The organism is Paenibacillus marchantiophytorum (assembly GCF_014640555.1).
GTDB classification, from domain to species: domain Bacteria; phylum Bacillota; class Bacilli; order Paenibacillales; family NBRC-103111; genus Paenibacillus_E; species Paenibacillus_E marchantiophytorum.
The window spans coordinates 12862-39322 of record NZ_BMHE01000023.1 but is presented as its reverse complement, the minus strand read 5'-3'; the positions used below and the strand labels follow the sequence as shown (position 1 = coordinate 39322).

The following is a 26461-nucleotide window of genomic DNA, read 5'->3' as shown; positions in this document are numbered from 1 at the left end:
ACCTGAAAAGCGCCCAGCGGGGCTCTGCTCTACCTGTAACGCTGTTTTTCAACGTTACTGATCCCACTTTGAGCTCCCTTCCCTCCGTAACGCTAAATTTCAGCGCTAAAAACCTAGCCTGCGGCCGCAGGCTAGGTTCTATAAAATTTGTTATATTCGGGGGTGATCATGCGATGAATAGGCAAGCTATATGAGCTATATGTGCTTATTCTCGCTAACTTCGCGGTTTATCTTGTAACAAGACCACAGAACGTTTAAGACGCATAGAAAATTTTCATGTGCTAGACAAGATCAACGCACAATATGGCCCGTTCGGGTCATACTAAGTTCAGAATACTGGGTGCAAAATAAAGCTTATCAAACGCGTTTGACATAATTATCAAATCGGCATATTATATGAATATGTACTCATATATTCATGAAAGAAGGTTTGTCTAATGAATGAATATCGCGTAAAAGGCCTTTCTTGCGGTAATTGTGCAATGGGGCTAGAGCAGCAGATCAAAAAGTTGGACTACGGTGAAACTGCAACACTTAGTTACAATTCTGGAAAGTTAAAGCTTGATTCACGTGTCTCTTTCCCAGATGTAGAGCGAATTCTTAAATCAGATAATGCTTATATTGATCGTACTCACGATCATAACGATCATGATCATAGCGGCTCTCACAAGCATCACGATCATAGTCATGGTCACGATCATGGAGATGGGCATACACATAGTCACGAGCACGGCAGTTCAAAAAAAATAATGATACTTCTCATTGTTTCAGCTGTTATTTACGCCGCAGCTTTCATTTTCGGCAATCAATTAAACGCTACTCTACAGATCGGCATGTATGTAATTGCCATCTTATTAAGTGGATACTCAACTTTTCTAAAAGGGCTTAAAAACTTATTCGCGTTCCGGTTCAATATTGATACGCTAATGACGATTGCTCTTATTGGCGCTGTTTCAATTGGTGATTGGAAAGAAGCCACGCTTGTAGCTATTCTCTTCGGTCTGAATGAACTGCTCGAGGGGCTAGGCATGGAAAAAGCACGCCGGTCCATGGAGACTTTGCTTAAAGTAGCTCCAAAAGAAGCCCATATATTGAACAATGGAATAGAGTCCGTTGTCCCCATTGCCTCCTTAAAGGTTGGCGATTTAGTCATTGTAAAGCCAGGCGAGAAAATCCCGTCCGATGGTACGGTAACAGCAGGAAAAAGCTCGGTCAACGAAGCTGCTATAACAGGAGAATCTTTACCCGTTGAAAAGTCCACTGGAGAACCCGTTTTTGGAGGGAGTATTAATAACGAAGGTGTCCTTCATGTTGCTGTAGATAAGGCATATAAAGATTCATCATTGGCTAAAATATTGCATCTTGTGGAAGAAGCACAAGAAACAAAAACACCTACGGAACTGTTTATCAATAAGTTCGCGAAATACTATACCCCGATTATTATGGCTATATCTGCCCTTGTCATCCTAATTCCTCCCCTTTTACTTGGTGGTGACTGGAGTAAATGGGTTTATCAAGGCTTAGCCGTTTTAATTGTAGGTTGTCCGTGTGCTCTTATTCTATCTTCTCCAATTGCCATCGTCTCGGGTATTACCCGAAATGCACGCAACGGTATTCTGATAAAAGGCGGCGTGTTTCTAGAACAACTAGGTAAAATCGACACGCTTGCTTTTGATAAAACAGGCACTTTAACCAAAGGCGAGCCGCATGTTGAACAAACCATTGTATTTGACGAAGAACGGTTCCTTATGGTCGCGGCATCAATCGAGAAATCTTCCTCCCACCCTCTAGCCAAAGCAATCATGAAGAAAGTTAACGAAAGTCCGATGGATGTTCCAGCACCCGATGACATCCAAACCGTTTCTGGCCGTGGTATCGAGGCTCGCGTTCAAGGAAATCAATATTGGCTAGGCAATGAAAAAAGTATGGAGCATATTGAACTCTCTGCTGACATTCAAAAGCAAATTAACGACCTTAAAGAGCAAGGGCTGACACTAGTCTTAGTGGCCGATAATCAGCGAGTTCTCGGCATGTTCGGAATAAGCGATGAAATCCGCGAGGAAAGTAAATCTGTCATCGAAGAACTGCATAAAGTAGGTATCAAACGTACGGTTATGCTAACTGGCGATCATCAAAAGACTGCTGAGAAAGTAGCCAACTTGGTAGGCGTGACAGCCTATTATGGCGGTCTTCTCCCCGAAGATAAAGTAAATAAAATCAAGGAGTTAGCGAAAAATGGCCGTGTTGCGATGATTGGCGATGGCATCAACGATGCCCCTGCCCTGGCATCCGCTCAGCTTGGCATCGCGATGGGCAAAGGCACAGACAGCGCCATTGAGACTGCGGATATCGTGCTCATGCAGGATCATTTGGGCAAACTGCCTGAAGCCGTATCTATCGCCAAAAGAGTTAATTCCGTCATCCGTTTTAACATATCCGTCGCACTTGGATTAAAACTTATTGCTCTGCTGCTTACGATTCCTGGATTGCTTACATTATGGATTGCTATTTTGTCCGATATGGGAGCAACTATCTTTGTTACACTAGTCAGCCTCACGATACTGATACAAAAAAAATCATAAACAATACTGTCTTAAAAACGAGCATATAGGAGAACGACTATTCGATGATTTATGTAACGGAAACCCTGTTATACATCTGCTTTTGCATCATCACTGGAGCGCAAATCCTAAGTCTAATCCCACCAGATAAACGTCCCTCAATCGAAATACCGAATTGGTTGATCATTTTATGCACAGCCGGCATTGCGCTCTTATCTTTTGCACCTGTGTTTAAGATCATTGACTTCTTCGCAAAGGACTTTGGGGAAAGCTATTGGGTTATAGGTAAAGGCGTTCTTCTTGATTTTAAAATGGGGCATGCATGGTTATATACGCTCTTTTTCTCTTTTGCCGTCATTTTTATTCGGATATTGCGCGGTTCCAAGAAAGAGCCCTTAGTGGATATTATCGGCTTAATTTTCACTGTAGGGCTGATTGGAGCTTTTGGCTGGGCAAGTCATTGCGCATCCAATTTTGCAATAAAAGGATTTCTTACACACAGTTCTCACTTTCTTGCTGTCTCTGTTTGGATAGGCATCTTGATAAGTGTTGCTTGGTTCTCGAAAGATCAGCAGCATTGGCAGACTTTTTTCAAATGGTTTAGCCCGGTTGCATGGATTTGTGTATCCGTAACCATGGTGGCAGGACTTATTCTCATGAACTTTATTGTTCCTGAGTATTTGAATGCCTGGATGATAACGTATGGTCAAACCTTGCTAATCAAACATGTACTGATTATTCCGCTATTCGTTATCGCCTTTATGAATGGTTTCCTAACAAAGCGCAAATTCTTATCCAATCCAAACTACGACCCAAAGCCTTGGCTGCGAGTTGAAAGTATTATGGCCATTTTTGTTCTGTCGGCTACATCCGTAATGGGACAACAAAATCCGCCTCATGAACTAAGTATCGCAAACACAATAAAACTAACCCAACCATCCAGTTTATTTACAAGATTTAATCAACTCCCCGCTGATTTTATCGTTAAAGTCGGCGTTAATGTATGGAGTATTGCTCTCATACTTCTGGCCGCCCTACTGGTAGCTACGATGCTCATCGTATTTGTCAAAAGACAGAAAGCTTCCCTGAGTGTCATCTGTATGGGTCTGATTCTTGCAGTAGTAACCTATGTCGCAGTAATGGTAAGTGTCATATAAACAAGCAGCAGCTAGACTACTGCAACCATCAGAGCCATATATCCAAGAATAACGAAAAGCAGCACCGCAACAAACGACCACATTGGTCTCTGTTTTCTCCAAACCCACAACAAACCAACAAGTAATGATAGGAAAGCCGCGGCTGCCAGGCTCACACTAATCGCGTTTGGAACGATATTAAGATCTATCCCACGGTTCAAATCATAACCAGTAATCAACATAAACAAGGCAGAAGGCGATCCTTCGTCAAGTAATTCTTTAACATCATCGTGAGGAGGAGCCTGCTGCCCCATAAACGCTGTTACTGCCAGTAATAAGATAACAACTATACTTTCTACCCTCAGCCATGACAAGGTCTTAACAGACTCTTTATGCAGCAAGAACGAATTAATCAATGCCACTGCAATAATTGGAACAATTAATAAGTGCTTAATAAGCATTGCTTGTCCGTAAGACGTAATCCATGAGCTTACATACTGAGGAGAAAGTCTGCTCATTAGAAGTAACCCCGCCAAGATTGCAACTATTACACACACAATGGCTAGAGGTGTGAACCACCTCAGGAAGGCTGCCCAGTTTCGCATTTCAGACGTGCACCAGCCGATAACCAGCATAACCCCAATCCAAACCATTGCGCTGATAAAATGAGTCGTATGTGCAGCAAACCCAGCCCATCCATAGATCGAAGCCGAATGACTGGCATATCCGAATGTGATGAGTTGAATAACTGTTAATATTGGAATGGCCATCCACTTATACTTTAGTGCTTTAGAATTCGGCTTTAATCCCAAAAAATATAGCATAGCCATAGCCGTAATGACTGTAATAAACCAAGCCTTTCCTACATTGTAGTCACCTAGAACTGTAAAAATAAGGTACGAAAGCTCGTAATCAAGATTTACCTTATAGAAAATAATGAGCTTAATAATCTGCAACGAAGATAATGCAACAATCCCGGTTATAACCCACGTCAATGCATTGTCTGAAACATGATAACGCGGTTTTTTATTCTCTGGAACAAGAGCAAGTACACTTATACCTGTTAATATAGCAAAACAAACATAGAGCAGCGCCTCTGAGACAATATAAATCAACTACTTTTTCCTCCTAGTAATCATCAGAGCAACAAGTGCGATAATCATTACTACCCCGATACCGACCCAAATCAAATAATTATTTGATGCCGGTTTGGCTTTCGCTGGCTCAGGTTGCGACTCCACTTTTGTTGTAGGCGTACTTGAAGGTGAAGGTGAGTTAGAAGGTTGAACTGACACTGATGGCGTAGGAGTAACTATCAATTCGGTTTGAGGCTGTTTCACTTCTGCCCTTTGCACAGTAAAGGAATACTTCCCTTGAATGGGGTGTCCATCCTCACCGACAATCGTCCATTGCACTTCATAACTGCCGTTTGCCAGTGGTTGATTCAGCTGTCTCGTCATTACCTTTTCTTTCAGCGTAACAGTAGCTAATTTTACTTCCTGTTTGTTGGTATCGAACAACTTGAAAGTACTTAAATTCTCAAGCTTGCCTTCAAAAGTAAGCGTAATTTCTTTCAGTTCTTCTGTAACTTCTATGCCAGCTTTGGGATTTGAGCCTTCAAGTCCAGTATGAGCAAAGACATTTTTGGAAAGCATCATGGTCAAACCGAGAAGCAAAACACTTGATATCGTTAGTAATTTAATAAACAACTTATTTCCATGAATAATAGACATAGGATTTCCTCCAATAATTTTAATTTTTTACTGCTCCTCAGTTTCCTCACTGCGCTCAATACGGTACCAACTAAAAATTATGCCGCCTATGGCAACAGCAAAAGCACCTTCCTGAAAGATCTTCATAATAATGCCTCCCAATTGCTGGTCAGCCAATGGCGTTAAAAAACTAAAAATTTGATGGGCTTCCTTCGTACTGCTATAGATGAGATCATCAGCAAAAATCATCAGCGCGCAGGCTGGATATAACAGCAAACCATTCAGTACAACATAACCAATTTTTTTCAAATGATTCAATCGATCCAGTTCAGGCTCTGGACACGTTACAGCAAACCACATCAGCATTGCCGAAAAGAATAATATGACGTGAGATAGGTACATTACCATGGGATATTCGCCTGACATGATGACATCATAAATGATTGGGAAATGATAAAAAGACAGTAGAACATTGAAAACCACAACCGATACTAAAGCATTCGTCATTAAAGGAAGAACCGATTTTCTTATTTTTTCGGTACATATGGCTCTGAACAACCAAGTTGGAATTCCCTTCCACAACAGTGGCGGAACTACAAAATATAGTACTGATTGCTGAAGCATATGCGCACTAAACATGTGATGCGCAAGCATGCTTATCGGACTTCCAAGTGCTAATCCGCAGGTTATAATCGCAGCAATGAAATACATTTTTTGCTTCGAAGAAACTCGTGTACCCTCTTTAAAGTTTGCATAATAGCGCCCCGTTAAGAGCAAATAGCTGACTATGACAATTAAGGCAATGATCCAAGTTTTTAGTTCCCAACCATGTAATATTGAAATCATGCTGCTCATTTCCAATCGTCACACCTCTTTCCTCTAAAAAACTACAAAGCGTCGTTTTTAACTTTAAGATACAGAGCTATTACTGTCAACACGTTAAATGAATATGTGCTAATATGTTCAATAATTTGAGAACAAAAAAAGAGGCTATATTAGCCCCCAGAAAATTTCCGAACCTGAAAATATATCCTCGCTTTTAACTTCAGCTAACTACAGCTAACTATTACGATTGATGTGAAGAGGATTCCCACTGCTACTGATGACCACAACGCCTTCTTTGAACAATACGCTACATCTAATTGCTCTTGCAAATCTAATACTTGCTTCAAACGATAATTGACTGCCGTTTTCCCAAAATCAGCCGTCATGGGTGACATCCTTGTGCTGCGTTGAGCATGATTAATTATTTTCACTAATGCTGAGGCAAGATATGTCTTATTCCTCATTTGCTCTATGGCATAGCGGTCTGCCAGAAGCTCAATCCAAATCGAGTAATAGGCCGTTAATCCTTTTAACATTGGAACGTACATGATCACATGCGATAAACGTCTCAGAAACCACTTTTTCACTGGGTGATAATGAATTCCGTGATATGCTTCATGTAAAAGTACAGCTTTCAATTCATTATCTGAGAGTGATTTTACAAGACAGCTTGAAATAATTATCCGCGGAGTGAACATACCTGAAGTTACAGCGAACAGCTCCGCATCATTAAGCACTGAGATTGGAAAATGCAATTCTTCATATTTTAGATTCAAAAGTGTAGTAAGGTCCTTGCTTAACTGATGTTTAATAAACCGATTCCATTGGTATTGACGGTACATATCTTTTATTCCGTATATCATAAGTGACACAAAAGTAAATAAAGCTACTAACACTAACAAGGATTCCCCTAATGCATGACCGTATCTGAAATCAAACCAAATATCACTCGTAAACTGCAGCAAATTAGGCATCCAGCTAACATCTTGTATATGATGAAATAAAGCCCATATCAATAAAAAAAATAAGGCAAATACTACGATCGAGTATAGAGTGAATGTCTTATTTGCTTGATTTAGTGTTGTCATCGCTATTCCTCATTTTGGCCTCTTGCAGCATCTGTTCTACTTTTCTCAAAAGATCGGGGTCAAGCTCTTCCACAACATCCATCATATGCGCAACGACAACTTCGCCGAAATCCTTGATGAGTCCTTCCGTAACATTTCTGGTTTGTTCCATGATGAAATCTTCTCTGGACACCATAACCTTAAAAAGGGCAAGTTTATTCCGCCCTCTTCCAGCTGCATGCTTATCTAGTATCCCCTTATCCGACAATCTATTTAAAACCGTCATGATTGTGTTTACGGAGTAAACCTGTTCAGACTTTAAACTCTCGCGTAGTTGCTGAACATTCATCCAGTCTCCTGACTCCCACATTAGCTCCATGATCAAAGATTCCAGTGAGCCCAGAAAACGGTTTACACCTTCCTCCTCCATGCGATAGCCCATTCTTTTCATGACCTTATTTCCCCTTTAATCGTGTTTCACATGCTGAAGCATCTGTACGAAAATTTGCTCGATATGACCATCATCTAGTGAGTAAAATACCGTCTTTCCAACTTTACGCCGTTTAACGATCCTAAGATTACGAAGATATCTCAACTGGTGGGAAATAGCGGATTGGCCCATTTCTAGGACTTGGGCGATATCGTGAACACAGAGTTCTTTATTCAACAAGGTGTAAATAATTTTGAGTCTTGTGGGATCCCCAAGCGCCTTGAATACTTCTGTTAATCCTGTAACCGTTTGATCTGCTAACATTTGTTCTTTCAATACATCAATATTTGAAGTTCCATTACAAGTATCTTCACATTGATCTTGTACAGGTTTTGACATGATTTCTTCCATAGTCGCGCTCGCTTTCTGATGATAATTCTTACGATTTACTTTTCATTATACTATAACTCATAAGGTAAATCCTCTCTTATCATTTAGTCCTCAAACCCTATAAGCTCGCATCGCTTTGCGCAGCTCGCGCCAGCTAGGACGCTTGCCGTACATCAGCACTCCGGTGCGGTATATTTTAGCGGCAACCCACGCCATTGCTACAATTGATGCCAATTGAATCAAGATAGACAGCCCTATTTCCCATAGCGCAGGACTGCTCATTCCTATGCGCAGGAACATAATGAGCGGCGAGACGAAAGGCACGAAGGACATAATAACGACGAATCTGGCATTCGGATTGGATAGACCGAATATCGCGACCATAAAGGCTGCTACAATAACCATAGTAACTGGCATGATCGCCTGCCCCACCTCTTCGGTCCGGCTTACAAGGGACCCCACTGCCGCGAAGATAGTCGCATAGATAAAGAAACCCAATAAGTAGAATATCAAGAAGTAAATCACGAGCGAGACTTGAATATCCGCCCAATTGAGGTGCAGCTCTTCGATTAATTTACTGCTGCTGGACAAAGTAAAGTTTATGATGGCAACAACGATGATCATAGCCACTTGAAAAAGGGCGAGTAGACAAATCCCAATGATTTTGCCGAACATTTGCTTGAGTGGAGAAACACTCGTAATCAACAGCTCCATGACTCTGGAACTCTTCTCCGCTGTAATTTCCATCGCGACCATGTTGCCAAAACCAATAACACCCATATAGAGCATAAATAGCATAGCGTACACGAGCGCATACGACATCACCATCTGTGACTCCGTCTTGCCAGAGACGGCCTCATTGTTCGTTGAAATTTGCAGGGTTTCCAAGGAAATCGAAGCTTGTATGTTCGCTTTTTGATCGGCTGCAAGTCCAATACTTTGCAGAGCAACATCTGTTTTTATGAGCTGAAGTGCTGTTTGAAGCTTGTTTTTTAGCGAGAATTCCATCGTGCCTTCGGATTTATAGATCATTTTCGGAAAGCCGCCTGCCATCTCATCTGAGAACTCCAAATAACCTTTGATGTGCTTATCAGCAATCTGCTGCTTGGCAAAAGCCTCATTTGAACCACTACTTCCAGCATCCTGTAACGGTACGATAATGATCTCGGGATTCATCTGATTTTGATAAAAGGCTGCCAATTTGCCGGTCAGATCCGCTTGTTTACCACCAACGACACCGATCTTGATTGCATCATGCGATGAAAGTTTATCAATGAGCGTAGGTAAATGAACCAGAATAGATAATAGCAGAATTAATATGATGCTCATAACCCGGAACGATTTCGACCTGAAACGTGACATGAATGTAAATTTGATGACGGTCATTGTACTATTCATGTGCTGTTCCCACCTTTTGAATAAAGATTTCGTTCAATGTAGGTTCCATAATTTGAAACCGTCTGATACTGGATTTCCCTATCGCATAGTGAAGAATTTCCTGAGCAGCCGCATCCTTATCCAAACGAATGTCATACCCATTCATCAGCTTATCTACGCTTGTAACACCAGCCAGTAGTTCCAATCCATCTATGAGCTCTTCTGTTTCAAGAATCAGTCTTTCTTTGGGGAAAGCAGCTTTAATATCCCTTAAATTCCCTTGGAGAATCGTATTAGACCTGTGCAAAATACAAATATGCTCACATAATTCTTCCACATGATCCATGCGGTGACTGGAGAATAGGATGGTTTTCCCCTCATTCCTCAGGCTTTTGACCGTCGTTTTCAAGAGTTCGACATTGACTGGATCCAATCCACTGAAAGCTTCATCCAAGATGAGGATCTCCGGATTATGTATGACAGCCGCGATAAACTGGATTTTCTGCTGATTGCCTTTGGAGAGCTCTTCAATCCGCTTGTTGTAATATTCCGGTACGCCAAACCGTTCCAGCCATAGCTTCAAATCAGCATCCGCCTGTTTGCGAGATACGCCGCGAAGCTCAGCTAAATATATAATCTGTTCACACACCTTGATTTTTGGGTACAAGCCACGTTCCTCCGGCAAGTAGCCCATTAGACGTCTAAGTTCTTCTCGATATCCTTGATCTTTCCACAAAATCTTCCCTTCGTCGGGATAGATAAGCCCAAGAACCATACGCATAGTCGTGGTTTTCCCTGCTCCGTTAGCCCCTAACAACCCATAGATTTCACCTTGCTTCACGCACAGTTGGATCTTATTTACTGCTGTCTTATCCCCATATTGCTTGGAGACATGTTCTAGAATTAACGGATATGTCATGAGCAGCCTACCTTTCTATACATCAGATCTATCTCATAGTTTACACTTAGTTGGAAATAAATGAAAACTTATTCATCTCTGTGAAAAAAAAAGCCGAACACTGTGACACGCACAGGTTCAGCTTCCTTTTCTACAATCCAAAAATGGCATCAATCACAGGCTTCGTCGTGCCGCCCGGATACATAATATATAACAAAATGTAAACCAAAACGCCCGTTGGCGCTGTCAGCAACCATACAATAGCTGCGACTCGCCCTATTTTCTTGTGCTTCAAGAATTTCTTTTTATAAGCAAACCATAGCGTCACCAGTCCAAGTACCCCACCAATTGTCGCTAAGGTTATATGGAAAAACAGGAACAAATGATACGGCAGCTTCAAACTTTCAGGTCCACCGAATGCCGTGTTTCCTTCAAATAACGTGCGTGACATATATATGATGAAGAACGCCAGTGCAAAGATAGCGCCGAAAACCATCAACTTTTGATGTGTTTCACGGTGCCCTTTGACAATATGGTACCAGCCGAAACCGACAAATATAGCACTGATGACGATAAACATCGTAGAAATCGTAGGTAGTATGTGCATCTTCCTAAATCCTTTCTCTAAGCGCGATTCCAATTCCCGCCTTGATTATTCATGCTCTCTTGATTCTCTAACGCTTCCAACTCAGCATCTTCCTTACGTTCTCTACGGTACCATCTAAAAAATATATAGGCCAGTGTCGCGCCATAAACGATCTCTTGGATGATCTTCATAATAACGCCGCCTAATTGCTGATCGTCTAGTGGAGACAAATGTGCAAAAGGAACGGTTACATTCGCATACATATCATAAATGACGGAATCGGCGAAAATGATGAGGGCACAAGCAGGCGTAAGCAGAATGCCATTCCCAAAAATATAAGCCATCTTCTTGAGATCATTCAAGCTATTGAGCTCCGGAATTGGACAAAAAACAGGGAACCACATCATGAAGGCCGTAAATAGAAGTACCGTATGGTAACCTAGCAGCGCCAAATCATTTCGCATTAAGTTATCCATAACCAGTGGCATATGATAAATCGAAAAGAGCATATTGAACAAGAAAAGAGCAATCAACGGCCTGGAAAAGAAGGAGAACAAGCCGCGGAACACAACGTTCCTCATCAGAGGCCGCAATACCCAGGCTGGAGTCCCCAACCAGAAACAGATCGGGACAATCAGATAAAGAACCGTTTGCTGCAGCATATGCATGCTGAACAAATAATGATGACCGATATAGTTGATCGGACTACCCTGACCTATGTAAAAAAGTACGAGTCCGGAGTAAAAAGAAAGCTGCTGTACGACCGTGACCGGCTCGACCTCTGCAGACTTCCCATTTCCTTTAGCGACAAAGCGACGATAAACATATCCGACAACAACGACCACCAACAGTAAAACAGGATTCCACATCTCGAAAAATCCGCCAATTTGGTTCATACGTGTACGCTATCTCCTTCCAACGGTAGGCTCCTGGTAAAAAAAGAGGAGGCACTTTGTCTAGACAAAGTTGCCTCTTCCTGATTACTTACCACCACACCCAATATACGGCCATAATAACACAGGTAAGCGCTACGAAAGCTCCTCCCGCGATGAAAATTAGCGGGAATAAGTGTCCTCTTTCTTTGGCATGCATCCAGAATAACAACTGGATAACTGCTTGAACGATACCTAAAGTAACGATAAAGATTAAGATAAACGAACGATCCAGATCTCCGTAGAGCACGACAGCGAATGCAAGCATCGTGAGTAGAATCGAGACAATGTAAGACAAGTAATGGTTCAAGGGTGATTCATGCTTAACACGTTTAGGTGCAGATGTATCATGAGTATTGCTGCTCATCTTATTGACCCACCTTCCCCATCAGATAAACGACTGTGAAGATAAATACCCACACTAAGTCAATAAAGTGCCAATATAGTGCGGCAACATAAAACTTAGGTGCAGTAACAACGGTCAACCCTTTTTTCAATCCTTGCAAAACCAACAAAGTGATCCAGCAAATACCGAACGCTACGTGAGCTCCGTGGAACCCAACCAACGTATAGAAGGAAGTCGAGAAAGCACTTGTCGTGAACTTGTGACCTTCGTGCACGTATTCAACGAACTCATAAATCTCAAGACCCAAGAACGAAAGACCAAACAAAACCGTAACAACTAACCAGCTTAACAATTGACCTAGTTTATTTCTATGCATCGCGATAATCGCGAATACACTTGTCAAACTACTTGTTAAGAGGATGAAGGTAGACCAACCCACTGTTTTGAGTTTGAATATTTCTTGAGCTGTTGGGCCATCAGGAACAGAGTTCCGAAGCGCAATGTACGTTGCGAATAAACAACCGAACAACACAACCTCGGCACCCAAGAATAACCAAAAGCCAAGAACCTTATTTTTCCCTTCGAGGGTAGCCGTTTCCGGATTAGCAGGCAGTGCGCCCGTATGATGAGTACTCATGCCTTTACCCCCTTGTCATCTTCAAGCTCTTCCGGTTCAATATGCCAACCATGATCGTCATAAACGGAACGCAAGAACATCGCAATAAATGTAACTACGATACCCGCGGCTGCTACATAGTAGTTTCTGTACATGAAACCAAAACCAGCAATGAATAAGCCAACGGACATTACAAGCGGTAAAATGGATGAAGATGGCATATGAATCGAACCTACTGGTTCTGCCGGCGTCATCTCTTTGTTGCCCGCCATTTTTTCTTTCCAAAGTGCATCTAATCCGCGAACAAGCGGCGTTTGTTTGAAGTTATATTCTGGTGCAGGTGAAGGAATCGCCCACTCCAATGTACGGCCATCCCAAGGATCTGCAAGAGCCGTTTTTGGTTTTCTTTGTGTTGCAATAATGTTGATCAGGAATACCAATGTACCGATACCCATCAAGAACGCACCTACAGTGGATACTAAGTTACCTACTTCAAGATCGTATCCAGGCTGGTACGTAAAGACACGACGCGGCATTCCCATTAATCCCAAGAAATGCTGCGGGAAGAATGTCAGATGGAAACCGATGAAGAATAACCAGAAATGCAGTTTACCCAGACCTTCATGCAGCATGCGACCAAACATTTTTGGCCACCAGTAGTATAGGCCTGAGAACAAACCAAGCACTAGACCACCAACGATAACATAGTGAAAGTGAGCGACGACAAAGTAAGTGTCATGATACTGGAAGTCGGCTGCTGGAATCGCAAGCATAACCCCTGTTGTACCACCCATTACGAAAGTCGGAATAAACGCTGTTGCGAAAATATTCGCAGTCGTGAAACGAATTTGTCCGCCCCACAGCGTGAACAGCCAGTTAAAGATTTTCACACCTGTCGGTACAGCAATCGCCATCGTTGCAATCGCAAAGATTGAGTTAGCTACTGGACCCAGACCTGATGTAAACATGTGATGTACCCAAACCATGAAGCCCAGGAATCCGATCAACACCGTCGCGAAAACCATGGAGCTGTAACCGAAAAGACGTTTTTTGGAGAACGTAGAAACGATCTCTGAGATGATACCGAAAGCTGGAAGAATCAAGATATAAACTTCGGGATGCCCGAAAATCCAGAATAAATGCTCCCATAGTACGTTGTTGCCCCCACGGGCTGCATCGAAGAACGCACCACCGAAAATACGGTCAAACATGAGTTCAACAAGCGCAACCGTAATTGCAGGGAATGCAAGAACGATCAAACCGGAAGTGATGAAAGCTGTCCATGTGAACATTGGCAAACGCATATATGTAAGACCAGGTGCACGCATGTTAATAATCGTAACCAGGAAGTTAATCCCCCCGATTAATGTACCGATACCGGCAATTTGCAAACCAAGGACATAGAAATCAGTACCTTGCAAATTGTTCTCTATCGTCTGACCCCATCCGGTGTCCTGAATGGTGGATAATGGTGCATATCCCGTCCAGCCTGCATCCGGTGCTCCACCCAAAAACCAACTTGTGTTCATCAGTATGCCGCCCGCGAAGAACAGCCAGAAACCAAGAGAGTTAACGAATGGGAAGGCAACGTCCCTAGCACCAATTTGTAGAGGAACGATGGCATTCATGAAAGCGAAGATAACCGGCATTGCCGCAAAGAAAATCATCGTTGTTCCGTGCATCGTTGTTAATTGGTTGAATGAATCTCCGATGAAAATGTGTTGATCCGGGAATGCAAGCTGAATCCGGATCAGGATGGCTTCAAGTCCCCCTACGAGGAAGAAGAAACCGCCCGCTAGTAAGTACAGAATCCCGATTTTCTTATGATCGACTGTTGTGAGCCAATCCATCAATCCGGTGTGGTGTTTTTTTACTGGATGTGCGTGTGCCAACGTATTAACCTCCTTTACCTGAGAAGTTTATTTCAATGTCTGTAAGTATGAAACAATATCTTTAATCTGAGCGTCGTCAAGCTTCCCGCCTGCTTTTTTACCAAAAGCCGGCATTTTGTTGCCTGGTTTTTGGTCTTGCGGATCTTTGATCCACAACGCCATGTTTTCAGGAGTGTGTTCCAGGATACCTGCAAGTGTATCACGATCAGCGAAACCTTTGAGGTTAGGAGCAACACCAGGACCGTTCGCATTAACAGCATGACAAGACATACAATTTTCTTTGAAAAGTTCTTCACCCTTCTGCGCAGTTGCCGGCACAGTAGCAGGTGCTTTCATTTTGGCGACCCAAGCATCGAAATCGGCTTCTGACTTGGATGCAACCGTAAAGTTCATCAAAGCATGTGAGGCTCCGCAAAGCTCCGTACACCTTCCCTGGAAGGTTGCGATTTCATCGGCTTGCAAATAAAGCGTGTTGGTGATCCCTGGATTCGTATCGACTTTACCACCAAGCGACGGTACCCAGAAAGCATGAGATACGTCAGCGGAAACAAGTTCGAAGGCAATAATTTTATCCTTAGGCACAACAAGCTCTTGAGCTGTAGCAATACCAAGATCCGGATATTCAAACTGCCACCAGAATTGATGCGCAGTTACTTTAACATGCACTGCAGCTTTATCCTTCGTGTAATTGGTCGAATGCTTAAACGTGTAAGATACTGTAGGCACCGCAAGCACTAACAGTAAAAGAATCGGGACAACCGTCCAGATAATCTCAAGCACATGGCTTCCTTCAACCTGTTTAGGTATGCTGTCATCGCCCGCTTTTTTGCGGAAGCGAATTAAAACATACACATAAATTGCAAATACGACAATTACGACAAAAACCATGATAAAGAGACTTAATTTCATTAGGTACAGCTGCTCGGAAGCAACAGGCCCTTTTGGCTGTAAAGCAGACAAGGTTGGGTCTCCACACCCGGTTAGCAAGAACGTCATCACCGCTATTAGGGGTAGCAGACGCCACAACTTTTTCATTCCACTCATTGTATCAACCCCACTTTTAAAACATTATTTTTACCACGAAGGCCATGCCCATGTCAATTCACTTTATTAACTATAAATTCGTGAAAAGTTTTTGTCAATCGCTGGAGGGAAGTTCACAAATTGTTCTTAAAGCGCTCTATGACGATATATTTTCCCTTCATGGTTATTTCCATACAACCACCTCTTTATGCACGAATGCCTATATTTGCGAAGACGAATAAAAGTACGGAAACATCCCATCCTAAAGACATTACACACTATATGGGAGGTCATCTCAGATGCTTAGGAAGTTAGGTTTTCCGATTTGTGGAATGATATTCCTCATGCTCGCATTCAGTGGTTGTGCAGAAAAAGGAAGAGAGTATGGGAAAAGTCCCGACCACACGAATTTTGGCGCCCCTGTCGAAAAATCAGATGAAAACGAAAGAGCGTATCAAACCCAGCAGCTTTCTGGACCTGTTACACACAACAACACGAAGCTGATCTACAGCCAGTTCCTTTCCAACCAGCTTAATGCTATGAATGGCGTGAACACCGCTATTGTGATGACAACCGACCAGAATGCTTATGTAGCTCTTATGATTGACAGCAGCGCAATCGGTACGAAAGGGACAACGAAAGAAACGAATAATCAGGGAACAAATAAAGGCTTTTATAACGATAAAGCTCCCTTTGATGATTATTTGCCCTCCAACGAATTAAATAATGGCTTTAACAACTATGAAACAGCCGTTCATCACGACCTGTTATCCCACCGTTTCAAACAAGCGATGGCGGAGAAGATTCGTCTCCTGCAGCCCAACATCATGGATGTGTACATTTCAGCCAACCGTGATTTCCTTAATCAAATGAACAGCTTCGCCCAAGAAAGTTGGAAAGGCAATTCCCTCATGCCTTTATTGCCAACGTTCAATCAGACCGTTACCCGCGTGTTTGGTACTGCACAACAACTGCCTAATAAATAGAAGAAAATGGACTTTTCAGCGAATTACTTCTATATATAGAGTAGTTTTTTACTGCTTGTTGGCCGGCTCCTGTTTTCATTTGTCTGGCATTCCTGTACAATGAGGGAATCGTCTTTAACAAGGAGAGATTTTGGTCTATGACCAAAGTCCCTATATTAAGCAGGAAAAAGGGAGCTGGCCAATTTACCATGTCAAATGGATTTGCCTCATTAGGAATTAGAGATCGCCTCGTTCAAGTTTTACAAGCTGAGGGAGTCGTAGAACCGACGCCTATTCAACGGGAAGCTATTCCTGTTTTATTAAAAGGTACGGATGTTATTGCGCAGGCACAAACAGGTACGGGGAAAACCCTTGCTTTTGTTCTTCCTATATTAGAAACAATTGATGTAGAGAGTTCGGACGTACAAGCCTTAATTCTTACACCGACTCGTGAACTAGCGATTCAGATCAGCAACGAGCTGAAAACCCTTGTCCCAGTAACTGGCGCAAAGGTGCTGGCCGCTTATGGCGGTCAAGATGTAGAAAAGCAGCTTAGAAAGCTTCAAGGAAACATACATATAGTAGTAGGAACTCCGGGAAGATTGCTTGATCACCTTCGCCGCGGCTCTATCAATTTCTATAAATTGAAAATACTCGTATTAGATGAAGCGGACCAAATGCTGCACATGGGCTTCTTGCATGAAGTGAAGGACATTATTGCGCAGTGCTCTCCTTATCGCCAAACGCTGCTGTTCTCAGCAACAATGCCGGAGCAGGTGATGAATTTATCCAAAGCTTATATGAAAGAAGCAAAGGAAATCAAAATTCAAAGCAAACAAGTCACTTTAGCTGAGATCGAACAAATTCTTGTTCCAACCACAGATCGTCAGAAACAAGATGCCCTGATCGCAGCCATTAAACAATATAAACCATATTTGGCGATGATTTTCTGTCGAACCAAAGCTAAGGCTATCGCTTTAAATGAAGTTTTACAGGAAATTGGACTGATGTCCGATGAGCTTCACGGCGATTTATCCCAAGCCAAACGTGAACAGGTTATGAAACGATTCAGAGAAGGTCGTATCGAGCTCTTGGTCGCTACGGATATCGCAGCCCGCGGATTAGATGTGGAAGGTGTCACCCATATCTTCAACTTCGATGTGCCGCAGGATGCAGAAAGCTATATTCACCGAATTGGTCGTACGGGCCGTGCGGGCGAATCCGGAGTAGCTGTTACTTTCGCGACACCGCGAGACATGGATACGATTGAATTGATCGAAAAAGGCATCAAAATGTCCCTTAGAGGCGGCGAGCTCGGACAAAGACGCGTACGTTCGAACTCAGAGGACAACTTCGAAAGCGAAGGCAAAGGCTCCGCACGCAGAAGTGGGAACGCTCCTGCTCGCGGCGGTCGTGGCGAACGCAGCGGCGCATCCTCGGAGCAACGCGGAGGACGCGGTAGATCCGGTGGTCGCGCAGACCGAGCTAACGTCCAGTATGGCGGCGCTAGAAGTTCATCTGGTGCCCGTGGAGACAAATTCGGCTCACGCAGCGATGCACCAGGGGTTAATCGGACGGGCGCACGTCCTGCCAAAGTGAATTCGGAACGCAATCCGAACACATGGGGACGGGCTGTCGCCAAAGAACCTGCCATCACGCAAGCCGGTACGGGCCGCGGTGACAACATGAGTGCTGCTAAAGCGCGTGTAACCAAGTCCTATGGCAGTGGCGGAGATGCAGAACGCGCTCCGCGCACAGCTGGTCGCGCCGATGGCAAGCGTTCGGCTCCACATGGCGATAAGTCTTACTCGCCATACAACAAGTACGCCGGCACGGGGCGTGACGACGCGGCAAGCGCGTCGCGCACCATTCGCGGCGGCGGCAAAGGCCGTGGCGACAGCGCTCCCCGCGGGGACAGCGCTGAGCGTGGCGCGCGCGGTGCAGCACCGCGCGGCGATAATTTTGGTGCCCGCGGCAGTGCGCCTCGCGGCGACAACTTCGGGGCACGTGGCAGTGCGCCTCGCGGCGACAACTTCGGGGCACGTGGCAGTGCGCCTCGCGGCGACAACTTCGGGGCACGCGGCAGTGCGCCTCGCGGCGACAGACCCAGCGCGACGCGCGGCGGGCAATCCGGCGGCGAACGCGCCGGCGGAGCACGTGAACGCGGCGCAAGCTTTGGCGCGCGCAGCTCTGCACCGCGCAGCGACAGATCCGGTTCGCCGCGCGGCGGCCAATCCGGCGGATCACGCGGCAGCGCGCCTCGTGGCGGCGGTCGCGGCGGAAAGCGCTAAGAAAAAAAGCGCTTTCTCAACAAGTCTTTACCGAATACGCCGAACGTTGTAAAATAAAGATACGGTTTAACGCAATCCTACTTGATTGGTCAAAAATCGTTTCATACCGTTGCACGCACGTAGGATTTACCCCCCACTGTTCATAAAATAAGGAGGTATGTTCCATGTACGCATTGAAGGACAAGGAAATGATTTTTGTATTCACAGGTCCTCACGGTGCTGGTCGTAAGACGGTCGCAGAAATGTCAGGATCTACACTAGGCATGAAGCAAGTTATCTCTTACACAACAAGGCCGCCCCGGGCTACTGAAGAAGATGGTCAAGACTATCAGTTTATCTCGCCTGCTCAGTTTGTTCAGGCGCAAGCCAATGATGAATTTATCGAAGTCACTACGGTAAATGATCATTTGTACGGAATCAAAAGTGCGGATATTGAACAGATGTTCGAGCTAAGCGGAAGCATCTATTTAATCTTGAACCGTTTTGGTGCCGAAACTCTCAAAAAGCTGTATGGTGATCAGGTCGTATTGATCTTCATCTATGCGGACAGAGAAAAGCTTGAGCAACGGATGAAAGATAGTGGAGACACGGAAGATATCATCGCGAAATACCTCTCGTACTACGAAGAGGAGCTCGATTTCCGTGATCAATGCGATCATGTGTTTGAGAACGTAGATCTTGCCCACACGGTGTTTGATTTAACCAAAACGTTGGATCTTTACTTAAATCGCAACCTAGTTGATTTGGATTAACACGGCATAACTGCCTATAACAGGCCTGGACGAAGTCATCCGTCCGGGTCTTTTCACGTAACGTAATACAATTTCGGCTATGATGTTCTTCGTGAAGGAGTTGTTCCACTTGAAAATTATATCCATAGAACCTACACCCAGCCCGAATTCGATGAAACTGAATATGGACGAGTCACTGCCAGCCAGCGTACGAAAAACGTATACCAAAGCTAATTTGGCAGAAGCCCCGGAAGCTATTCAGCAGCTGCTCGCCGTTCAAGGCGTAATCAGCGTCTTCCATGCCGCTGATTTCATTGCCGCCGATCGGACGTCCAAAGGGGACTGGCAGTTTATTCTCGCCAGAGCACGTGAAATTTTCGGCGAAGCCCAGCCTTCTGCGGATGGCGGCTTGCCGCCAGAGCAGGCACAGGCTGACGCGGCCTTCGGAGAGGCGCAAGTCCTCGTGCAGATGTTCCGCGGCATCCCGCTCCAGGTGCGGGTTCGCGCAGGCGGCGAAGAAGTGCGCTCGGCGATGCCGGAGCGCTTCACCGAAGCCGCAGTCCGCGCAGGTACGGCATCGCCGAACCTGATCAAGGAGCGGAAGCTCGAAGAGCTCGGCGTGCGCTACGGCGAGCTCAAGGACATCGCGGGCGAAGTCGTCCAGGAGCTGGACGCTTCTTACGACGACGCCCGCGTCGAAAGCTTGGTCTCCCTCGCGATGCAGGAGACCCCGGAAGCCTCTGCGGAGGAAACCGCCGCAGAGGCGCTGGACTTAGACGCAGCCGCCGCGCAGCTGCGTCACAGCGACTGGAAGCAGCGCTACGCCGCGCTTCAGAAGATCCAGCCGTCGCTGGAGACGCTGGCCCTGCTCGTCCACGCCCTGCAGGACGAGAACACGTCGATCCGCCGACTGGCGACCGTCTACCTCGGGGATATTAAGGAACCCGAGGTGCTGCCTTATCTGTATCGTGCGCTAGAGGACGCTACCGCTTCTGTTCGACGGACGGCTGGCGATACGCTGTCCGACATCGGCGACCCTGCCGCCATGCCGGCAATGGCCAAGGCATTGAAGGACCGCAACAAGTTGGTCCGCTGGCGCGCAGCACGTTTCTTGTACGAAGTTGGCGACAACACCGTGCTGGGCGACCTTCATGAAGCCGGTGATGATCCGGAATTTGAAGTCCGCATGCAAGTGAAAATTGCCTTGGAGCGCATCGAAGGCGGTCACGCCGCAGAAGGTTCCGTGTGGCAGCAAATGACACGTAGAAACGACTAATTTCTAACCACTTTATATATAATCCACATAAGAATGCATGCTTCACATAGGAAACCCGGCTTCACAGCCCCGAGGGATGAGCCTCATATTAGCGACAAATCCTATTAACGGAACTACAGGACCTTATTTGGGCAAGTATCAGCGATGCTAAGGTATACGCGGAACTACAGGGTCTTATTTCCTCGAAAAGCGCTGGATTTCCCATGAAAAAGCAAAATAGCGCACTGTAGTTCCCTCTAGCTATCGAGAATGACACTTTTTGCTATAATAGCGCACTGTAGTTCCCTTTAGCGTGACGTGCTGCCGCTTCGCCTAAATCATTCATGTAGTTCCCTTTCGCGTGACGTGTTGCCGCATCGCCCAAATCATCCAGCTACTCTACCTTTCTGCTACTTCCAGCTTTCTCCCAATCTTCTATTTAACTCATCCAATATGAGCGTTTTAGCCCTAGAGGGAACTAGGTCTCGAAAACAGCAGCTATTCAAAAAATAAGCATCTCCAGTTGGTCTTATTTTGATGATCCAGCAGGTAATAAGCTCCATTATCGCAGACACTCCGAATATGGATACACACCCAGTATGAAATAACATTTACAATAATATCAAGAGGCCCATGCTCAATTGCATGGGCCTCTTGCAGTCTCGCATAGTGGGAGCTTCTCCCCGGTCGGAATCTATGGCTACAGCTATAAATTTCGCTAAAGCTTATTATTCTAGATTAACAGTCTTATCCCCGGAGCCTAAATGGGCATTTTCTATCTTTAAGCGCCTAGGACAAACGAACTAATTATAGGCAAAAATACTTATTTTTTTATAATTTCATATATTTTACAACAAAATCCAAATTTTTCTGCGATAATCAAGGTACATCTTATTGCGAAGGGGACTGATCTGCACGAGCGAATTCAAGTCGGATGACTAGAGGCTCATTTTCGAAGGAATGTACCCTGTTCCACTCGACGAAGATAGCCTTTATCATAAAAAAACTAAGGAGGAATTTTTGATGGGCACAACCGTATTACAAGGAAGGAAACATGGCATGCGGCTTCTGGCTGCGGCGCTTCTTGCCGCATCAAGCATGGAAGCATTTCCCGAGAGAACGTTCGCTGCGGACGATTACTCCAAGACGGAATCCTTCGAGGCGGCTGCGCTGCCTTCGACCTGGAGCGTGGAGAACGGCGGCACCAAGATGCTGTCCAGCAAACATTACAAACACGGAAGTCAGTCCATGCAGTGGACGTGGTCGAACGGTTCCAAGCTGCGCGACACGCAGCCTGCCAATCTGGCGACGGCGAATGTCACAAATGGCGGTATGAAACTATGGATTTACAACGAGAATCCGGTTAATGATCAAGTGACATTCAATTTCGGCAAAACCACCGAAATCAACAGCGGCATCTTTCACTACACCTTCAAAGTGAATCTGAATTTCAAGGGATGGCGGGCCGTCTGGGTCAGGTTCAGAGCAGAGGGCATGAATCCGGCCTATACGCAAAATCTGAACGAAGCGCTTGAGACGATGCAGATCGTTCCGCCCGCATCGGTGCCGTCGGGAAGTCTATATTTCGACAATCTGGAATTTTCGCCTTCTATGGTTCAGAGAAGGTCGGCTGATTATCAAATGCCTAAACCCGGCATTAGCGTTGGCGGCAGCACATGGGATAATGTCTACTACTACAGCCAACAGCAGCCAACGATCCCGCTGCCAGCGACCATTACGCAGCAGGAAACCGACGGGTTCAATGCGATCTCAACCAAGTACGAGAAGTGGGTTTACGGCGATGCGCTCCAGTATGCGAACTTGAGCGGGCCCCTGAAAGCGCGTTATGACGGCCTCCAAAAATTCATTCGCAATGGACTTGCCGCTTACAATGCGCTGCATATCGTCAGACACCCCGGTGGCTCCATTACCGGAGAGGCACTGTATGCCAACGCTGACCCGCACTCGCCCAAATTTGGCGACAATGTTAGCAAAACCGTGCTGCTGCCGCTCGTCTTGGATTACAAGATCAACGGCAATGCGACAAGCAAACAAAAGGTGCTCGACGTGCTCGATTATATGAACGACCAAGGGTGGGCCGAAGGCAGCTCGATCGGCACGCAGGATCATGAAACGAACAACAACAGCGGGTATTTCCATGCTGTTTATCTCATGCGCAATGAGCTGAAGGCGGCAGGGATTTTCAATCGGGAGCTGAACACGATCTTCTGGTACGCCAATTTCGGCAAAACGTTCGACAACTCCGTCTATGTGGAAACGACAGCGGACGAAATGCGAACCAAATTCATGTACGATCTGCTTTATGTTCTGGGCATGGATAATACGCCGAAGAAGGTTCAGTACATGAAGGGCCTGGTCGGCTTGTATGAGCAAGCGCTCCAAATTGCGCCTGGACTCGCTGATACAATCAAGCCTGACGGGACGCTTTTCCATCATCAGGGAGTGTACTTGAATGCATATGGAGATCATGCGATACACACCACAGCCCTGATCGCTTACTTCCTGAGCGGAACCCCTTACGCCCTGTCCGACAGCGTATTCAATAATATCAAAAAAGCACTGCTCACACTGGAGCTGGCATCCAATAAATATGTTATGCCCGTCGGTGCGACCGGACGTTTCCCCGCTGCTACCAGCCCGCTTACAAGCCTGCAGGGCTACGCCTATCTAGCTATGGCGAAAACTCCAATAGACACGGAGCTCGCCTCCACTTTCATGAGACTGTGGGACCCGCAATCCAAAGTGCTGCAAGGCCTTTTCCGAACATCCGACTCGTACGGCGTTGAGTATCTGGACACGCTCGGCGGCCTGCAGCTCGCTGACAATCTGGCGACGGAAGGTTTCGCTGCGAAGGCAAATCCGCAAGGGTTCTGGGTCATGCCGTATGGCGCAATGGCCGTTAACCGAATTAATGACCGTCTGGTCGGGATTAAAGGTTGGAGCTACTATGCCTGGGACTTCGAAGCCGCTGACAATCAAAATATATACGGCCGATATCAAAGTTACGGCAATATGCAAATCCTGCAGAATGGACTGACGTCGGGAATTGTCGAAAGTGGGATAAATGTAGAAAACGGTTGGGATTGGAGCCGCTGGCCAGGTACGACGGTGAAGCACTTGTCACTTACTGAACTTGCTTTGACTAACGGTCGGATGAACTCTTATTCGGACAGTAAATTCGTAGGAGGCGTATCCTCTCAAAACAAATACGGTGTTTTCGCCATGAAACTGCACGATACCATATTTGATCCAAGTTTGCGCGCGAACAAATCGGTCTTCTTTTTTGGCGATAAAATAGTCAGCTTAGGCTCGGATATTCAAAATACGGATTCCGCGCACAATACGGAAACCACCTTGTTCCAATCCTACATGCCCAGCACCTCGATGCCATTTTGGTTTAATTCTACAACACCTGTTGTCAGCGCGACGTATACGAGTACGATCACGAGTCCAACTCCGGCCTGGATCGTCGATCCATACGGCAACGGATATGTGCTGCCAAATGCTTCCGGCACTGTGATTACGCGCGGGGTGCAAAATTCCATGAACAACGCGGGCACTAAAAATACGTCCGGCAATTACACGACGGCCTATATCAATCATGGTACTGCTCCGGCATCTGCTGGCTACGAATATGCTATCAAGATAGCAGCAGGCGCCCAAGGGACGGCCAATTTCGCGAACAACACGCAATACACCGTTCTGCAAAAAAACAGTAATGCCCATGTTGTTAAAAACACGGAGCCGGGCAAGGATATGACCGGTTACGCCATATTTAACAGCAGTGTGCCGGTCAATCAGGGATTGATTCGAAGCAGCAGTGACCCGATTATAGCGATGGTTCATTCAATAAGTACGAAAGAAGCCGTGCTGAGCGTGGCCGATCCCGATCTGCGGATTGCCACAGAGCTGACTCCGAGCGCAATGAAGAAGGACACGCTCATACTAAACGGCAAATGGCGTTTGAAAGCCGCTAGCAACGAAGCACGCGTAATCAGCACCAGCGGGACGACAACGACCGTAGAATTCGACACCGTACACGGTAAGTCGATTGACATCACGCTAGTGAAATAAACACAAAGGGCCTGCCCTAAGCCATGTGATACATGAGCTGTCGGGCAGGCCTTTTATTTTCCTTGTGGCGTCGCAAACTTACATTAATGATCAAACTGTTCAAAATAACGAATCCGCTCCATAATCGTCGGATGCGAACCCCGAAACCACTGCACCAGCTTAGGTTGTGTAACAGGACTCAGGTTAACCTTGGCAATCTGCTGAAATGCGCGAATCGCCGCGCTGCCGTCGCCAGTCATTCGCATTGCATACACATCAGCTCTGTGTTCAATCTCGCGAGAAAAAGCATTCTGGGCAGGAGCCGATACGAAGCTCATTAGGGTAACAATTAGCAACAACACAGGCAGTGCTGCCAGATCCTGCTCCCCTTTAATCCCCCATATGCTTCCCCATCTTCGTATAAAGAAACGATAGGCAAGAGAAGCAAGCCAAAATCCTACAAAACTAAGCGCAATCCCATAAAGGAGGCCCAGATAAATATGACGCTCAACGTAATGTCCCATCTCATGAGCCATTACCGTTAATATTTCGTCCGGCTGCAGCTTCTGCAGCATCGTATCCCAGAGGACAATACGCGCATTTCCTCCGATCCCATTGACATAGGCATTGATCGCTGAAGTCCGTTCTGACATATTCACTTGGTAAACCTGATCAGCAGGAATATGCGACTGTGCAGCAAGCTGCAAAATCTGCTGTTTCAAAGCCTGGTTCTGAAGCGGCTGGAAGTCATTATACAGAGGATCCAGCACAACGGGTTGGATAAAGGTTATAAATAAAATAATCGGTATCGAGATGAACCAGAACCCTATCCACCACCGCCGGGGGCTTCTTCGAAGCAGCCATCTAAATAAGCCTGCCATCACAATCGTACCCAGAAGATTCACTACAAAATCTTTGCCCTGATCACTCCAAAAGATAGCTAGTGTTTCGGTCGAAATCCCGTATGCCCGATCCATTCGATACAGGAAGAGATCTACCGGAAGGAAGAGCACGTCCATAAGGAGACTGAACAAAAGAACGAAAGCAGCCATTTGCAGAAATGATGCTCTGAACAGCTTTTCCACGCCATTGCGGAATCTAACCGCAGCACCGAGCAGAACGAGGGTTAACCCGATTTGCAGTGGAGAACTTACAAAGTAAGCCAGTGAGCGTATCCGGGATAACGATTCTGCCTTTGCGATTTCTTCATTCGTCATGAAGGTATGCGGATCTGCCTGCGTGCCTACCATTTCAAGCGGAATATGAAATAAATCCCCTTTTAACAAATACACAACAAAAGTTAACACATAGACAGCAAATATCGCGATTAGCCCTACATACAGACGTTTCATTG

22 protein-coding genes are annotated in these 26461 nt (G+C 45.5%); 7 read left to right on the top strand and 15 right to left on the bottom strand.

Features of this window, described 5'->3' with window-relative positions:
• The first annotated feature begins 437 nt into the window (after nt 1–437).
• Both IEY34_RS20535 and IEY34_RS20530 read left to right on the top strand, forming a co-directional pair.
• Nucleotides 438–2582 (top strand): heavy metal translocating P-type ATPase, encoded by a 2145-nt coding sequence (locus IEY34_RS20535; protein WP_189014620.1) that lies wholly within the window; start codon nt 438–440, stop codon nt 2580–2582.
• Nucleotides 2583–2626: 44 nt separating this feature from the next.
• Nucleotides 2627–3718 carry a CopD family protein gene (locus IEY34_RS20530; RefSeq protein ID WP_189014618.1) on the top strand — a complete coding sequence of 364 codons (1092 nt, stop codon included), beginning with the start codon at nt 2627–2629 and terminating at the stop codon, nt 3716–3718.
• 11 nt (nt 3719–3729) lie between these two features.
• On the opposite strand, the gene IEY34_RS20525 is transcribed toward IEY34_RS20530, so the two are convergent.
• The 14 genes from IEY34_RS20525 to coxB all read right to left on the bottom strand — a co-directional run bounded on the left by IEY34_RS20525 (nt 3730) and on the right by coxB (nt 15812).
• On the bottom strand, nt 3730–4812 hold the full coding sequence (locus tag IEY34_RS20525) for a CopD family protein (protein WP_189014617.1): 1083 nt from the start codon (nt 4810–4812) through the stop codon (nt 3730–3732).
• Nucleotides 4813–5430, bottom strand: coding sequence for a copper resistance protein CopC (locus IEY34_RS20520; RefSeq protein ID WP_189014615.1), 618 nt, complete (start codon nt 5428–5430; stop codon nt 4813–4815). It abuts the gene before it with no gap.
• A 27-nt stretch (nt 5431–5457) separates the two neighbouring features.
• Nucleotides 5458–6264, bottom strand: coding sequence for a cytochrome c oxidase assembly protein (locus IEY34_RS20515; protein WP_229757752.1), 807 nt, complete (start codon nt 6262–6264; stop codon nt 5458–5460).
• Between the two features lie 194 nt (nt 6265–6458).
• Nucleotides 6459–7322, bottom strand: a complete 864-nt coding sequence (locus tag IEY34_RS20510; protein WP_189014611.1) for a M56 family metallopeptidase — start codon at nt 7320–7322, stop codon at nt 6459–6461.
• The gene (locus IEY34_RS20505) at nt 7297–7752 is read right to left on the bottom strand and encodes a BlaI/MecI/CopY family transcriptional regulator (RefSeq protein ID WP_189014609.1); all 456 of its coding nucleotides are present in this window, start codon (nt 7750–7752) and stop codon (nt 7297–7299) included. Before IEY34_RS20505 ends, IEY34_RS20510 begins: the two co-directional genes overlap by 26 nt.
• A 15-nt stretch (nt 7753–7767) precedes the next feature.
• Complete coding sequence (locus IEY34_RS20500; RefSeq protein ID WP_189014740.1) at nt 7768–8130, bottom strand: ArsR/SmtB family transcription factor; 363 nt, start codon at nt 8128–8130, stop codon at nt 7768–7770.
• A 102-nt stretch (nt 8131–8232) separates the two neighbouring features.
• Nucleotides 8233–9519 (bottom strand): ABC transporter permease, encoded by a 1287-nt coding sequence (locus IEY34_RS20495; protein WP_189014607.1) that lies wholly within the window; start codon nt 9517–9519, stop codon nt 8233–8235.
• Nucleotides 9512–10417, bottom strand: coding sequence for an ABC transporter ATP-binding protein (locus IEY34_RS20490; protein ID WP_189014605.1), 906 nt, complete (start codon nt 10415–10417; stop codon nt 9512–9514). The genes IEY34_RS20495 and IEY34_RS20490 overlap by 8 nt, the downstream gene beginning before the upstream one ends.
• Before the next feature lie 130 nt (nt 10418–10547).
• Nucleotides 10548–11003, bottom strand: a complete 456-nt coding sequence (locus tag IEY34_RS20485) for a DUF420 domain-containing protein (RefSeq protein WP_189014603.1) — start codon at nt 11001–11003, stop codon at nt 10548–10550.
• A gap of 17 nt (nt 11004–11020) precedes the next feature.
• Nucleotides 11021–11878, bottom strand: coding sequence for a cytochrome c oxidase assembly protein (locus IEY34_RS20480; RefSeq protein ID WP_189014601.1), 858 nt, complete (start codon nt 11876–11878; stop codon nt 11021–11023).
• A gap of 88 nt (nt 11879–11966) precedes the next feature.
• Nucleotides 11967–12281 (bottom strand): cytochrome C oxidase subunit IV family protein, encoded by a 315-nt coding sequence (locus IEY34_RS20475; RefSeq protein ID WP_189014599.1) that lies wholly within the window; start codon nt 12279–12281, stop codon nt 11967–11969.
• A gap of 1 nt (nt 12282) precedes the next feature.
• Entirely contained in the window at nt 12283–12897 is a 615-nt protein-coding gene (locus IEY34_RS20470) for a cytochrome (ubi)quinol oxidase subunit III (RefSeq protein ID WP_189014597.1), read from the bottom strand.
• Nucleotides 12894–14726, bottom strand: a complete 1833-nt coding sequence (gene ctaD / locus IEY34_RS20465) for a cytochrome c oxidase subunit I (RefSeq protein ID WP_189014737.1) — start codon at nt 14724–14726, stop codon at nt 12894–12896. Before ctaD ends, IEY34_RS20470 begins: the two co-directional genes overlap by 4 nt.
• A 69-nt stretch (nt 14727–14795) precedes the next feature.
• Nucleotides 14796–15812, bottom strand: a complete 1017-nt coding sequence (gene coxB, locus IEY34_RS20460) for a cytochrome c oxidase subunit II (RefSeq protein ID WP_189014595.1) — start codon at nt 15810–15812, stop codon at nt 14796–14798.
• Between the two features lie 278 nt (nt 15813–16090).
• Here coxB and IEY34_RS20455 point away from each other — a divergent pair, with 278 nt between their 5' ends.
• The 5 genes from IEY34_RS20455 (at nt 16091) to IEY34_RS20435 (ending at nt 25128) form a co-directional block, all read left to right on the top strand.
• Complete coding sequence (locus tag IEY34_RS20455; protein WP_189014593.1) at nt 16091–16777, top strand: hypothetical protein; 687 nt, start codon at nt 16091–16093, stop codon at nt 16775–16777.
• Between the two features lie 137 nt (nt 16778–16914).
• Complete coding sequence (locus IEY34_RS20450; RefSeq protein WP_229757747.1) at nt 16915–19047, top strand: DEAD/DEAH box helicase; 2133 nt, start codon at nt 16915–16917, stop codon at nt 19045–19047.
• 164 nt (nt 19048–19211) lie between these two features.
• Nucleotides 19212–19799: a guanylate kinase gene (locus IEY34_RS20445; RefSeq protein ID WP_189014591.1), complete on the top strand. Its 588-nt coding sequence runs from the start codon at nt 19212–19214 to the stop codon at nt 19797–19799.
• A 109-nt stretch (nt 19800–19908) separates the two neighbouring features.
• Entirely contained in the window at nt 19909–21054 is a 1146-nt protein-coding gene (locus tag IEY34_RS20440) for a conserved virulence factor C family protein (protein WP_189014589.1), read from the top strand.
• A 1002-nt stretch (nt 21055–22056) separates the two neighbouring features.
• Complete coding sequence (locus IEY34_RS20435) at nt 22057–25128, top strand: chondroitinase family polysaccharide lyase (protein ID WP_189014587.1); 3072 nt, start codon at nt 22057–22059, stop codon at nt 25126–25128.
• An 83-nt stretch (nt 25129–25211) separates the two neighbouring features.
• Here IEY34_RS20435 and IEY34_RS20430 read toward each other — a convergent pair whose 3' ends face one another.
• Nucleotides 25212–26459 (bottom strand): M48 family metallopeptidase, encoded by a 1248-nt coding sequence (locus tag IEY34_RS20430; protein ID WP_189014585.1) that lies wholly within the window; start codon nt 26457–26459, stop codon nt 25212–25214.
• Nucleotides 26460–26461: the final 2 nt, after the last annotated feature.

Coding starts and splice junctions, on each gene's coding strand:
- IEY34_RS20535 (WP_189014620.1), top strand. CDS start 438: ATGAATGAATATCGCGTAAAAGGCCTTTCTTGCGGTAATTGTGCAATG.
- IEY34_RS20530 (WP_189014618.1), top strand. CDS start 2,627: ATGATTTATGTAACGGAAACCCTGTTATACATCTGCTTTTGCATCATC.
- IEY34_RS20520 (WP_189014615.1), bottom strand. CDS start 5,430: ATGTCTATTATTCATGGAAATAAGTTGTTTATTAAATTACTAACGATA.
- IEY34_RS20515 (WP_229757752.1), bottom strand. CDS start 6,264: ATGAGCAGCATGATTTCAATATTACATGGTTGGGAACTAAAAACTTGG.
- IEY34_RS20510 (WP_189014611.1), bottom strand. CDS start 7,322: ATGACAACACTAAATCAAGCAAATAAGACATTCACTCTATACTCGATC.
- IEY34_RS20505 (WP_189014609.1), bottom strand. CDS start 7,752: ATGAAAAGAATGGGCTATCGCATGGAGGAGGAAGGTGTAAACCGTTTT.
- IEY34_RS20500 (WP_189014740.1), bottom strand. CDS start 8,130: ATGTCAAAACCTGTACAAGATCAATGTGAAGATACTTGTAATGGAACT.
- IEY34_RS20495 (WP_189014607.1), bottom strand. CDS start 9,519: ATGAATAGTACAATGACCGTCATCAAATTTACATTCATGTCACGTTTC.
- IEY34_RS20490 (WP_189014605.1), bottom strand. CDS start 10,417: ATGACATATCCGTTAATTCTAGAACATGTCTCCAAGCAATATGGGGAT.
- IEY34_RS20485 (WP_189014603.1), bottom strand. CDS start 11,003: ATGCACATACTACCTACGATTTCTACGATGTTTATCGTCATCAGTGCT.
- IEY34_RS20480 (WP_189014601.1), bottom strand. CDS start 11,878: ATGAACCAAATTGGCGGATTTTTCGAGATGTGGAATCCTGTTTTACTG.
- IEY34_RS20475 (WP_189014599.1), bottom strand. CDS start 12,281: ATGAGCAGCAATACTCATGATACATCTGCACCTAAACGTGTTAAGCAT.
- IEY34_RS20470 (WP_189014597.1), bottom strand. CDS start 12,897: ATGAGTACTCATCATACGGGCGCACTGCCTGCTAATCCGGAAACGGCT.
- ctaD (WP_189014737.1), bottom strand. CDS start 14,726: ATGGATTGGCTCACAACAGTCGATCATAAGAAAATCGGGATTCTGTAC.
- coxB (WP_189014595.1), bottom strand. CDS start 15,812: ATGAGTGGAATGAAAAAGTTGTGGCGTCTGCTACCCCTAATAGCGGTG.
- IEY34_RS20455 (WP_189014593.1), top strand. CDS start 16,091: ATGCTTAGGAAGTTAGGTTTTCCGATTTGTGGAATGATATTCCTCATG.
- IEY34_RS20450 (WP_229757747.1), top strand. CDS start 16,915: ATGACCAAAGTCCCTATATTAAGCAGGAAAAAGGGAGCTGGCCAATTT.
- IEY34_RS20445 (WP_189014591.1), top strand. CDS start 19,212: ATGTACGCATTGAAGGACAAGGAAATGATTTTTGTATTCACAGGTCCT.
- IEY34_RS20435 (WP_189014587.1), top strand. CDS start 22,057: ATGGGCACAACCGTATTACAAGGAAGGAAACATGGCATGCGGCTTCTG.
- IEY34_RS20430 (WP_189014585.1), bottom strand. CDS start 26,459: ATGAAACGTCTGTATGTAGGGCTAATCGCGATATTTGCTGTCTATGTG.